Genomic DNA, 13,320 nt, shown 5'->3' with positions numbered 1-13,320 from the left:
TGCAGAATACTGTTGTTCCTCTGCACCCTCTGTGGTCCATTTGATAATCTGTTTCCTGCCCGGCTCGCACCTGCCCGGACTCTCTGTGAGGTCATGTATTACCGTTATCTCCACTTCATCGGTTTGAAGTATTAAATTAAAAGAATAATATCATTGCATAATTATACTGTCAAGAAAAATTTTCTGGCTGAGGCAGGGACGGACAAGACACGGGGACGGTTCTACTGTCTTGTTTTATCTTGATAAAATAAGACAGTAGAACCGTCCCCGTGTCTTGTCCCCAGTAACTCTCCTTACATCCTCATAGCAACCTCATATGCCCGCCAGATAACAGTCCGAAGGTTTCCTATCTTCTGGCAGTCTCCGACATAGTCCATGTTGCTGGTCCTGTCGTTTTCTTTTGTGACTGGATCAGGGATATATCCTGCGCTACTAATGACACTGTCACAGGCGATCTCTATCTCTTTTCCATCCTTACCTGAGCAGATGATGGAGCCGTCCCGAACCTCTTTAAGAGAAGTCTCAAGATATACAGGAGTCTTGTGAAGAGCAAAGTACTCGCGAAGATATGAGCTGTTAGCAAGACATACGCCAGTCTGGGAAACAAGATCATCCTTCATCTCAACGATAATAGGCTCCTTGCCCATAAGTGCAAGTTCGTAGGCGATCTCGCATCCTGTAAGGCCTCCGCCTATTACTGCGACCTTCTGGCCAACCTCGGCTCCTCTTAAGAACTCGCAGGCCTCGATCATCTTCTCGTGGCCTGGAACATTTTTAAGGATCCTTGGTTTTGATCCTGTTGCGATTATGATATCGCTCTTTCTTCCAAACTTCCTTGGGTCATCTATATTTGTATTTAAATGCACCTCAACGCCCAGAACTTCCATCTGTCTTCTGTACCAGGCAAGAAGGTCGCGGAGCTTACCCTTATAGGACTCAGCGCTGGCTGCGATAAAGGTTCCGCCAAGTTCGCCGCTCTTTTCATAGATGACAGGATTGTGGCCGCGAAGCTTAAGTACTCTTGCGCACTCCATTCCGCCTATGCCGCCGCCAACGATATAGATAGTACTTGGGTGCTTAGCCTTTTTGATATAGTGCTTGTCCGTCTGCATTGTCTCAGCGTTTACTGCGCATCTTGCAAGGTGCAGAGAATCTGAAAGGGCTTGGTCATTTGGAACGCCCTTGTAATGGCACATGTTAAAGCAGCCGTTGTGACAAAGGATACATGGCCTTATATCTTCCTCTCTTCCCTCCATGAGCTTGGTAACCCACTCGGTATCCGCAAGGAAAGGTCTTGCAAATCCTGCTCCGTCGATCTCGCCTGCCGCAATTGCATCAGCAGCAACTCTTGGATCCATCCTTCCTGCACAGACTACAGGAACATCAACTTCTTTTCGCAGGTTTATTACGTCCTGAAGGTTACAGTTTTCCGGCATATAGATCGGAGGATGAGCCCAGTACCAGGCATCGTAGGTTCCGTTGTCGCAGTTGAGCATATCGTACCCAGCATCCTTAAGGTACTGTGCAGCCTTAACTGACTCCTCAAAGTCCCTTCCCGCCTCGACGTAATCCTCCCCTGGAAGAGCTCCCTGCCTCATTCCCTTAGTCTTACTTATAACGCTGTAGCGAAGGGATACAGGGAAGTCGCTTCCGCACTGTTTCTTGATCTCCTGAACGATCTCTACCGCAAAGCGGTATCTGTTTTCAAAAGAGCCGCCGTACTCATCAGTTCTTTTGTTGACATAGGGAAGCGTGAACTGATCAAGAAGATATCCTTCATGAACTGCGTGGACTTCTACGCCGTCAACTCCTGCGTCCTTAAGGAGCTTGGCGCACTTACCAAAAGCTACAACATACTCCCTTATCTCAGCTACAGTCAGCTCTCTTGAAGGCACCTTATCTGACCATCTGTTAGGTGATGGGCTGGCTGAAGCTGTAATCTTATCAAGGTCCATAAAGGGCTTGGACAGTACTCTTAAAGCAGGATTTGTATAGAGTTTTTCCATCATGCTGCTGATGGTAAAAGACCTGCCAAAGCCTGCAGTTAACTGTACAAAGAGCTTGGCTCCAGTCTTGTGAAACTCTGGCATCCACTTAGCAAGGTCCTGATACATCTGCTTGTTGGAATAAAGCCACTGTCCAAACATAGGGTTATAAACCGGCTGGCATCCTGGCAACACAAGACCTGCGTTGTTCTGTGCAACCTTCAGGATAAACTCAGCTCCTGCCTTATCAAAATGATTTTTCTCCATCCATCCAAAAAGATCTGTTCCTCCCATGGATGTAAGGACGATCCTGTTTTTAATCTGACATTTTCCAATCTTCCAAGGTGTAAATAGTGGCTGTAGTCTCTGATCCATTTTATGTCTCCTCAAAATAAGCCTTTATCTGTAACAGCTTCTCTTTTCCAGCTGCGCGTCCCAGCTCATAGACTCTTTCTATTTCTTTTGGGTCCTTCTCAATGGGGTTTATGTTAAGCGGTTCCTTTGGTCTTATTACCACTACTTCCCCAGCTTTTTCTTTTTCCCTTATATATCTCTTTTCCTCGTTGTACATAAGATGGCGCTTGTCCATGCACTCTATCATGGCAGGATACTTTCTGTACATGGCCTTAACAAGAGGCATTAGCTTTTGCTGGCCCTTAATGTAATCTATGGGCTGAGTCTCAATGACAAGTATCTTGTCATACCCATTGTCTTCCATGAACTTTAACGGAATTGAATCTGACGTTCCGCCATCTAAGTACTTCCCGCCGTCAATATTTACAATGCGAGAAACAAGAGGCATTGAAGCTGATGCCTGTATCCATTTAAGATCACCTGTCCTTCCATCTGTGCATTTATGGTACACAGGTGCACCTTTCTCAACATCAGTAGCCACGCAGTAAAATTCCATCGGATTTTCTTCAAAAGCCTTCTCATCCCACTTATCAAGTTTATGGGGAAGCTCGTCATAACAAAAAGGTACGTTATAAATATCTCCTGAAAGCACCAGTGATCTTATACTGTGATATCTCTTATCACTACAATACTTTTTATTATACCTGTAGGCTCTTCCTATCTGATGGGACTTAAGATTGCATCCAAAAGTCGCTCCAGCAGATACTCCCACAGCTCCATCAAAAGATATGTCTTCTTCCATAAGGACGTCCAAAACTCCGCAGGTAAACATCCCGCGCATGGCTCCGCCCTCCATTACAATGCCCTTTCTCATAATTATCTCCCTGTAAAATAACTAAATTTCATTATATACCAAAAAAGGCGCCCCGTTAAGGGCGCCCTGCAGACTGTAATAGTAGCTGTGCCTCAAGCATCCTCTGGAAGAGGAATGCTTGATACTGAGGTGTATGTAACCACAACATCATCGTAATCGGAGACGTTCATGCCCACCACCTGGTAATTGGTGCTGCCACCATGGAAAGTGGTTCCAAGATCAGCAATGTTTACTGTATCGAAAGCTATAGGCTTTCCATTTTTAAGGAAAATAGTGCGAACACCTACTCCCTGAATATCATATTTTGAATAGTTAGTTGCAGACAATTCAACAATGTGGCCATTTCTTTTGGCATTAACTGAAACCTGTGAGTATGCGCACTTATCAGTTGGAGCTATGCTGTAGTTATACTCAAAGCTTGCTGCTTTTCGGATTGACTCCTGGCTAAACTGTCCGTAGAGAATAAACTGCTGGCCATTTTTTACTGCGTCAGAGTAATCATTGACCCTTCTTAGCACTGTTCCGCCGCTGTCCTTGGCCAGAAAATCGGCGCTTATCGCAATATCGCTACCAGTGTTATTAGTTGCCACAACTACATAGTATGTAAAATAGCCCATTCCATCAGGAATGAGATACTCGTCGTCAATTGTGATCCCGGAAGAAACCTCTTTTTCGGCGTATGCTGTTTTTGCGGGAATCAAGTCGGATTCGATAGATAAGGCAGAAATGATCATCCCCATAGCGACAATTACTGAAAAAATTCTCTTCTTCATAGCCTTCTCCTCCGACAAAAGATTTGTAACTTTTTCCTCGTTACATAAATAATTATCGGAGAAAAAAGTGCCATTTTCCATAGGGAAAAGGCACTTTTAATTGTCTTTTAAGAAAGGTTCCAATTGGTTTAGAAACTACTTGTAGAGCACGTGGTATCCACCAAAATCTTCCTCAGTAAACATGCTGATATTTGAAAACCTTTCCCTGTCAGCGCTTGATACAACAAAGACATCGCCCTCATATTCCGGAAGATTCACATCCTGTGGGAGCTCAAAGAAAAAGTTTCCAAAGCTTTCAGCAATTCTGAACTCTGCCGCCTCATCCTTGTACTTAACCGTACTAATGAAGCGGTATGGATCATACTCAGTGTAGTAAAGAGCAAGCATAAAGGGCGCTGAGAGGCCATCGTAGGTTGAATGTATGGTCCTGTCGTCCCCTGCGATCTCGTAAGCTCTTTTAATGGCATCTCCGTATCCTGGCATGAAGATACTTACAGACCACCTGTTAAATCCTGTGAAGTAATCTTTTGTAAAAGAAACTCCTCCAATAAGAAGCACCATGGTAATGGCGATCGCTGCCACCCTGCCAAGGTTTTCAATAATAAAGACAGCTCCAAGTACAAAGAAATAGATGAGAGGTACAAAGAGCATTACGAGCCTTTGAATATCAGGAAGGATCACAAGGTCAAGGATAATACTGCCAAGTGTTACAAATACAAACATGGCGTTTAAGATCCTGCCCTGCTGCCCTTTTTCATCGCTGCCTTTTGTAAAGAGCTCTTTTACCCCAAATACAAAACCAAGAAATGTCACAGGAAATGTAAATGCAAATAGCGTAGCATAGCCCTTTAGATAGTGAGCTGTGGTATTCTGGTCATTACCAATACTTACAGTAAGCATCATGGACTTAAGGTTATCAGCTATCCCTTTAAAAAATCCATCACCAAAAGATGCAAAAGCTTCACCAGTCCTTGCTGCAGTAAACCTGTTAAAGGTCACCACATCAGTGATGATCTCAGGTACCCCCAGGTAGTTAACTGCATAGAACAAAAAGAGCGGAGCGAAAACAACTGCAAATGTAATAATAGCCGCCAGAAGCTGGCGAATTGTCAGAGCTTTTTCTTTGACTGAATATACTGCGATAAGCACGAGCACCACAGGTACCACAATAGTGGCTGCTCCGTAGCTGTACATACAAAGGGAGAAGGAGGCAGCGCTTAAGCAGTAAAGCAGGCTGCTCTTTCTTTTTGAAGCAAGAAGGAACAGATATATTGAAAGCATCAGATTAAAGGGCATTATATTGCTGTCAAGGCTCCACCTGGACAGGATCACATGCCATGGGCAGATTGCAAGAAATGCTGCTCCGAGAACTGACGCCTCGTTCCTGTAGCTCTTTTCCTCAAACCCGAGTCTCAGGGTCTTATAGAAAAGAAATACTGTGAGGATCCCGCATATGGCAGGGATCATACGTAACTTCATGATACCTGTGCCAAACAAAGAAATCGAGATCACGTTTAAGTAGATAAGAAGCGGGCTTCCACCGCCGCATCCCCAGGTTATGGGGTATATTGGGAAATGATGCCCATCTCTGTCTATCCCAAAGTTTGAAAGGATGTAGGCCTCGTAGCCTATGGACGCCTCGTCCTGCTGAAGTCCGTAGGGAACTGCCCCAAGCTTATAGAGCCTAAGGAAAGCTGCCACAAGCATAACTACAACAAAAAAGATCCTGGCCATCCTGTCACTTAGAACGGGACTGCCCTTTTTTTTCCCTGAATAATAAAAATATAAGGCTGCCACACCCATAAGGATGTAGGCAGCCGTAGCTATATAGTTGTAGTAATCAATAAGTCTCATACTATATCCTATCTGGCGCGCATCTGTGCGTTCCAGTCTGTTATTCCCATGTAAGATGCAGCTCTTCCTATGTAAGCGCCTGCATTAGGTCCATCCATCTGCTGGTAGAACTCAAAAGCAAGCTTTCTGGCTCCATTTGTGTGAGTAAGTCCAACAGAAAGCCCCTGGGCGATCTCCACTGGAGAATCCGTCTGCCTGTTAAAGGCAATGAGCTTGATATACTGATTGGTTACACACCTCTGGTAAGCGTAGACAATGGCTGCAGCCTGAGCCTCTTCTCCCTGAGTTGAAGAGTAACCAACCTCAGTTAAAAGAACTGGTCGTACCCCGCCCTTGGAATTTCTGAAGGCTGGCTGGCAAAGGAAATCTGTCAGCACTTCAATGTTCTCCATTGTAAGGTAAGGTGTGTTCATATCGTGAGTGACCATTGCAGCATTCTTAGGTGTCCAGAAGCTTGTCCAGCTCATTGGATAGTTATAAGGATGCTCAGCAACTGCCCAGTCGATATTACCCTGAGCTGTGATGCATGCATTTATTGCTTCAAGCATACTCCTTGCAGAGTAGTAAGATCCGTTATGAATGTGAGTCCAGTTCTGATCAAGGCTTATACATACATAAGCGTTGGCATTTCTACTCTTGATGGCATTGTAGCAGACTCTTAAGGAATCAGCATAAAGCTGTGCATACTGCATCTGGTCTGTGACGCTTGAGTAGTTCCAGATGTTCTTGGCATTAACCTCATTGGCTATAACCCAGTTGTCAACCTGTCCACATCCATTCTTGCCGTTGTATCTCATGGCAAGGAAAGAAACTACAGCCTCAAGATACTCAAGACCATTATCCTCAGAAGTGTTCATGAGGTAATAGCTTGAACGACCTCCTCTTGCAGTTGGAGAGATCATGAATTCCTCTCCTGCAGAACGGGGATTTAAAAGAACCATTGTCATTCCCATTCCCTGGTTTGTACTGGTCCTTACACAGTGGTCATACTGACTAAGGTAAGCTGAATCAAAATGATAGGTCTTACCATTGTAGCCGTACTGAACTGCGCCATTTCCACCAATTATATCCGTAAGGTTTATGTTATATGCTCCCTGCTTGACGCCAAGCTGAACTGACTCAGTATTGCCGTTTCCAATCTTGGCTCCATCAAGGATAAGTCCCTTTTTGCCGTTATTTTTCCTGGCTGGTGATCCTGCTGCAAGAGCTTCTGGATTGGTGATGTACTTGGCTCCTGCTACAGAGATGAAATTTCCGCCCTGCTTAACAGCCACCTGGAACTTGTCATAGAGATGGCAGCTTGCAGTCTGATATCCCAGAGGAACAGTCATGTTAAGTCCTGCACTTATTGGTGCCTGGGCTACAGGTGAACCAGCAGGCGCTCCCTGATATGGCTTTTCAGCGAAAAGATAAAACTGGCCATCATCACTGGATGGAAGATCTGAAGCAGATATGTTTACAACAACATTTTCACCTGCAATAGATACTGAGTTGATGGTGACAGCTCCAAGTCCGGCAGCATCTGCCTTCAAAGGGGCAAAAGAAAATACACTTACAAGAGTAGCTGTTAAAACAGTAGCTATTTTAAGTGATGAAAAGAATCTGTTTTTTATCAATTTGCTTTTCCTCGTTTCATATTTTATATATTATTTTAGTAGTCCACCTTCATGAGCGCAAGCCCCTGTGGTGGTGCTGTAGGTCCGGCTTTTTGCCTGTCACAGGCTTCTAAGATGTCCTTAACCTCCTCTGGAGCGATATTCCCATATCCGACTTCTAAAAGGGTACCTGTAAGGATCCTGACCATGTTCTGCAAAAATCCATTGCCATGAAAATACAGCCTTATGTAGCTTCCGCTCTCCTCTATGTTGATAGTATCAACACATCTTACTGTGGACTTTTTCATCTTGGTATTTCCACAAAAGCTCTTAAAATCATGGGTTCCCAAAAGATACTGCGCCGCAGTTCTCATGGCCTGTGTATCAGGCTTTTTTTCTAATATGGTGACGTACTTTCTGTCAAAGACAGGCTTACCATTACCATACCAGCAGGTATATCTGTAGGTCTTGCCTACGGCGTTGTACCTTGCGTGAAACCTGTCAGAGCAGACTTTCACTTCATTAACTGAAATATCTTCTGGAAGATATTCGTTCATGTAGCTTTGTATCTCTTCCTCCGACATGTCAGTTTCAAGAAATACGTTAGCTGTCATGGCCCTTGCATGGACACCCGCATCTGTTCGCCCTGCTCCAATGAGGTTAACAGCAAAAACGCCACTGTTTCCAACCATCTTATTAAGGACCGCTTCCAGCTTACCCTGGATGGTCATATCTTTACCGGGCTGGCGCTCCCATCCATGGTACCTTGTTCCGTCATAACTTATGATAAATTTAAAATTGCGCTTCATAGTCTGTGCCAATCTCTTTATCCAAGAACAACGTCTATATTGTGGCTGTCATCAGACAGTCCATCTATGATGTCAGTTCCAATAATCATACAGCCATCGCCTGCTGTCTCAAGCTCTTTTCCATCAATAGAAACGCTCTTAACATTGTAGTTACCTGCGTCTTTCTTATCTGGATTGTTGTAAGTAACTGTGAGTTTCTTTCCTCTGAAGATAAGACTGATCTGAGCCTTTGCGTTTTCATCAAACTGTGAAAGAACAAGCTTAGGATCAATGCACAGCTCTCCCGCAACTCCGCAAACGCCAAACTCCTCAGTAACTACTGTCATCAGATACCAGCTGGCAGCTCCTGTGAGGTAGTTGTAAAGGCCTCTTCCCTCGCCGTTAAAGTACTCAGGAATACCTGGATAGATCCTGCTGGTCTCAAAGTCCTTAGCAGTTTCATATAGGGAGTTGAGGGCTTTAAATCCCTCTTTTGCAAAGCCTCTCTTATAAAGGGCATTACCAAACATAACTGCCATATGTGAAAAGACAGCGCCGTTCTCCTTATCTCCGTAGGAGAATCCAAACATTCTTCCAAGGTCTGTTCTAAGTGCCTTAAAGTCTGTATTTAAGCGATATCCGCCGATTTCCTTACTGTAGAGATGCTTGTCAGCACTCTTTATGATCTTAGGTACATCCTCATCCTGAGCAGTTCCAGACATTATAGAAAATACCTGGCCTGTGAGCATCATTCTCACGTTCTTGCCATCAGGAGTGTCAAACTCACCCTCAACTGCGTTACCATTGTCGTCGTAATATCCGTTATACCAGCCGTCGCCCTCAGAGTCTCTTACCCACTCTCTTTCTCTTATACGTTTCATAAGATCCTGAGATTTCTCCTCAAGAGCTGCTGCCAGTTCTTCAAGGTCAACCTCTTCCTTGGCGCCACTTATAGATGATCTTACTTCATCCATGTAGCCATAAAGAAGCTTTCGTTTGTTTTCTGGGCTGCCAAAGAGTTCCTCTCCGTCAGACAGGATAAGTGGCAGTATCTCTTTTGCCAGCATGCAGGTCTTTCCTGCTCCCTGAGCTTCATAAACTCTTATGTAATCTGCTATCTCCTGAAGGTTACCAGCATAGCCATTTGTAAAGGCAACGCTCTCACCCTTGTGGGTTCCCATATCAAGAGCATCGTTCCAGTCAGCTCCTCTAAGCCTTATCTGTCCATGCTCTCCCACATCATAGAAAGCTGTAAGGTTCTCTATAAGAAGGTGCTCAAGTACAGAGCCCTTGTACTCTTTTCCAGAATCATCCTTCTGAACTACGCCGTAGCCTTCCGTGTAAGCCTCATCTCTCTTTTCAGCACGACAAACGAAATTGTCCTTAAAGTAAGGCACATCCTCCATAAGGATATCAAGGTCTCCGGTCTGATCCATGTAGAGCTTAAGTGTAAGGAATGGCCAGAAGCCATGATCCATCCACACTCTTGGAATTCCATTTCTGTCGGCCTTGAACTCTCCTGGCTTGTCGCCAATGATGGTTGCATTAGTTCCATCAAGTCTTACGCCTCTGAAGTTATCCAGGATCATCTTGCGGACACCGTCTGGATCTGTAAGAAGAAGTGCCAGGCAGTCCTGCCACAGATCACGCCAACCTCTTCCTCCTCTTCCATAGTCGTGGTGAGGAAGGAATGAACAGCCATAGATCCTTCTAAGCTGTGGCTGGAATGCGATCCACTCCATGAAATTATCAAAGTTCTTATCGCCGGTTTTTACGTGGATATTGGTGATGTTTTCCCAATACTCTTTTGCGCATTCAAAAGCCTTTCCTGCACTGTCAGGGCTAAAGATAGCATCCTTTGCAGCGATGAAATCTGCGCTGCCTTCTTCGTTAAAATCTGTATCCTTGCTGCCTACAAAGGTTCCGATAGCAATCTGGAAGCATACGCTCTCGGAAGGCTTTAGGCATACGTCTTTAAACTTAAGGGCGCCAATAGCTTCTTTTCCATCTACCTTAAATGGCGCTGACTTAAAAGCTCCCATTCCATCAAGAAGGGATCTTGGTCTTGTGTATGTACCGCCCTCGCCGATGAACTTATCAGCGTCAGCTATAAAGGAAACCGGATTTTCTCCATTTCCGTCTGTTCCTATCACAAAATAAGCTGTGTCGTTGATCTGATGGCCTCTCTCGTCAAAAGAAAGAGTTGGCTTAACGATCACTCCTCTACTTGTGACAGATGCTCTGTTTAAAAGAGATGTAACGTGTCTGTGGTCCCTTATGTTGTCAGCGCTTCTTGCATAGATTGGAACAGCTGCAACCGGAGTAAAAGAGATATCGCTATCTGAGCTGTTAGTAAACTTAACTGTCATGATCTCAGAAGAGTTCTTAAGAAGTGCAAAGATTGTGACCTCCGCCTGGATACCTCTTTCCTTGCTGGTCCTTACAACCTTCTGCCACATACGGCCGCCAAAGAGAGTGACCTCATCCTCTTTGTCCGTAAATCTGTCGGCCTCCTGTGTAGCTGATGCTCCGCAGGCAGACCAGATGCCATCCTCAAACACAGCAAAGAAGTTTCTTGTATCTCTCTCAGCATGAAGGTCAGCTATACTCTTGGGAGCTATCAGAAAATGGTTCTGATCAAGCTTGCTATCACCGCCAAAATCAGGTGAAACTGCGCTCCTAAGTCCCTTACCTCCTGCCACTGGAAGATAGAGACCGCTTGTATGCTGTGGATCTTTCATTTCAAAAGAGCCGCGATCATCAATAAACTTATAACCACTCATAACACATTCCCTCTTATTTTCTTATAAAATAGTCCTCTAAAAGTTTATCTTACCTTATGGGCAGGCAGGTTGTAAATCAAAAAAGACATCATCTGAATTATTCATCAGATGATGTCCTTATTTTTTCTTAATGAGCAGAACTATAAGCCGGGTTATGTCGTGAATGATCATCTATCTAGGACTGCTGTCACCAACAGCCTCAAGCGACCCACCTGAGAACGAGCCGGGCAGACTCATGGTCCTCTTTTCGGTCTTGCTTCGGATGGGGTTTACATGGCTACTGATGTTACCACCAGCACGGTAGTCTCTTACACTGCCTTTCCACCCTTACGCCGCATGCTTGTGGCATGCACAGGGAATGCAAGCATTCCTACGCGGTGTCTCTCTGTTGCACTATCCTGGGAGTTGCCTCCACCAGACGTTATCTGGCATCCTGCCCTGTGAAGCCCGGACTTTCCTCTCCCGTGCCCTTTCGTTTGCACGGCAGCGATCATCCATCCTGCTCATTGGATAATCAGTATAGCACAGGGGATTTTTCGCCGCAAGATTTAATATCCTGTCCTTCGTTTTGACGGTCAGGGTGGATATATGGCCTGTCCTTTTTTGCAACAAAGCTCATATATGACTCCACATCGCCCTGGCCAGTCTGACCATAATGGATTTTGTGCTAAAAAGGCTTGTTTTTCAAAATGAGGTACCATTGAATTTACAACTTACTGTTAATAACTATATGCTAAATTGATTTTTGCGATTTTGCATGCCACTTTTTGCAAGATAATTTATTTTGTCTTGATTTACATGCTCTAGCCAATGGTACCCCTTTTTCAAAAAGCCCGGCTTTTGACACAAATTCATATCCACACTCGTTTTATTGAAATCTTTATATTGTAGATCTTATTTTCTACTTCTATACTTGCGAACCAGGTAGATGATAAGCCAAATGATAAGAGCTATTACTGCTAATGCTATTATCAAAAGAACTACTGGGCCGATATAGTGAGCGGCAGATGGCTGGGGGCTTCCTACTATCTCTTGCTCTGCACCTTCCGTCTTGGCACTTCCTACAGGCTGCACTGGTTTTACAGGTTCTGCTTCCTGGGCTGGTGCCTCTGCCGCTTCCTCATATGCGCTCTCCGTCGCTGCTGGCGCCTCAGCTGCCTCTTCTTCTGGCGCTGCCGCTGGTGCTTCCATAGCGCTGTCACTCATTGATGGCGCACTGGTATTTGAAACTCCGCCGGTGATTCTGATAACAGCTGCGGTTCCCACAAGAAGAATTGCAAGCATAGCAACCATTGCGCCATACTTCTTGATGCCTTCTCCAAATCGCTGTCTAAAGGGGACCACCTTCGAAGTTTTAACGACCTGATCACGCGCCTTATCTTCGCCACTCTCCAGCTCTTTTTCCAGGTTCTGAAGGATGCGCTTTTTCATTTCATCATCGACTTTTACGTGTTCCATTACTCTTTGATATTTATTCAAAGTCGTATGCCTCCTTCAGTATTATTTTTAGTTTTTCTCTTCCCCTCAAAAGGTCGGAGCGGATCGTCGACTCCTTGCGGTCAAGAACTTTCGCGATTTCCGCTGTTGAATAACCCTCTTCGTAAAATAGATGTATAACTTCCCTGTACTTCTCAGGGAGCTGTTTAACTGCGTCCCAGACAAAGGAAAGGTCTTCCTCGTCCTCAGCAACAAGCTCCTCCATAAGTTCATCTGTCTCTCTGTAATTGTTGTACTTTATCTTGTTTTTGCTTATGTTGGCGGCGACCCTCAATATCCAGGCCTTCTCATGCTCAGCGTTTTCAAAAGACGGCGCTGCCTTCATATACTGTATAAGCGTATCCTGCAGGATGTCCTCTGCATCGCTCATGTTGTGAACGTAGGAATAAGCAAGGCGAAGGACCTTGTCGCCATAGATATCAATGATCTGTCCTGCCCTCTCACAGGCACTTTGGGTGGCACTGTCTGACTGCTCTTTATCTGATGCCTTTATATCATCTGCTATATTTGCAAAAAGAAATATCTTTGAAGCAACTCTTTTAACCAGAGCCTTAATGTTCCTGCTATCAGAATATGTATCGAACAAAAGCCGCTCTGCTGGCCTTTCAAATCTAAGTGCGTAATCTGACATATTTTCCTCCCGGGGAACACTCCTCCCCGGGAGTTAGTATATCAAATATCAGCTTCTCTTTTCCACCATTCTCACCAGTGAAATAAACTCATCCTTGTAATCATCCGTGTTATCAAGCTCTTTGTAACCATTGATGATGTCTCTGTAAGTCATAGTTCCTGCATAGTCGCTGTCCCCAAGGATCAT

At 44.7% G+C, this 13,320-nt stretch carries 9 protein-coding genes and 1 other RNA gene; all 10 read right to left on the bottom strand.

Annotated features, from left to right (window positions below):
* Nucleotides 1-293: 293 nt before the first annotated feature.
* Complete coding sequence (locus J6I68_RS09360) at nt 294-2,360, bottom strand: oxidoreductase (RefSeq protein ID WP_292219892.1); 2,067 nt, start codon at nt 2,358-2,360, stop codon at nt 294-296.
* A gap of 1 nt (nt 2,361) precedes the next feature.
* Nucleotides 2,362-3,213 (bottom strand): patatin-like phospholipase family protein, encoded by an 852-nt coding sequence (locus J6I68_RS09355; protein ID WP_292219890.1) that lies wholly within the window; start codon nt 3,211-3,213, stop codon nt 2,362-2,364.
* A 92-nt stretch (nt 3,214-3,305) separates the two neighbouring features.
* Entirely contained in the window at nt 3,306-3,986 is a 681-nt protein-coding gene (locus J6I68_RS09350) for a hypothetical protein (protein ID WP_292219888.1), read from the bottom strand.
* Nucleotides 3,987-4,121: 135 nt separating this feature from the next.
* Entirely contained in the window at nt 4,122-5,840 is a 1,719-nt protein-coding gene (locus J6I68_RS09345) for an ArnT family glycosyltransferase (protein WP_292219887.1), read from the bottom strand.
* 8 nt (nt 5,841-5,848) lie between these two features.
* Entirely contained in the window at nt 5,849-7,456 is a 1,608-nt protein-coding gene (locus J6I68_RS09340; RefSeq protein WP_292219885.1) for a DUF5722 domain-containing protein, read from the bottom strand.
* A gap of 35 nt (nt 7,457-7,491) precedes the next feature.
* A complete protein-coding gene (truA, locus tag J6I68_RS09335; protein WP_292219884.1) occupies nt 7,492-8,244 on the bottom strand; it encodes a tRNA pseudouridine(38-40) synthase TruA in 753 nt (250 codons plus the stop codon).
* A gap of 17 nt (nt 8,245-8,261) precedes the next feature.
* On the bottom strand, nt 8,262-11,006 hold the full coding sequence (locus J6I68_RS09330; RefSeq protein WP_292219882.1) for a GH36-type glycosyl hydrolase domain-containing protein: 2,745 nt from the start codon (nt 11,004-11,006) through the stop codon (nt 8,262-8,264).
* 127 nt (nt 11,007-11,133) lie between these two features.
* Nucleotides 11,134-11,512, bottom strand: an RNA gene (gene rnpB / locus J6I68_RS09325) — RNase P RNA component class A.
* Nucleotides 11,513-11,900: 388 nt separating this feature from the next.
* Nucleotides 11,901-12,485, bottom strand: coding sequence for a hypothetical protein (locus J6I68_RS09320; protein WP_292219880.1), 585 nt, complete (start codon nt 12,483-12,485; stop codon nt 11,901-11,903).
* Nucleotides 12,478-13,134, bottom strand: a complete 657-nt coding sequence (locus J6I68_RS09315) for an RNA polymerase sigma factor (protein ID WP_330622477.1) — start codon at nt 13,132-13,134, stop codon at nt 12,478-12,480. The genes J6I68_RS09320 and J6I68_RS09315 overlap by 8 nt, the downstream gene beginning before the upstream one ends.
* Nucleotides 13,135-13,320 lie beyond the last annotated feature (186 nt).

The sequence above is a fragment of the Butyrivibrio sp. genome (assembly GCF_017940685.1).
In the GTDB taxonomy this organism is placed as follows: Bacteria; Bacillota; Clostridia; order Lachnospirales; family Lachnospiraceae; genus Butyrivibrio.
The sequence above is the reverse complement of the archived record's forward strand: the minus strand, read 5'-3'. Positions and strand labels throughout refer to the sequence as shown.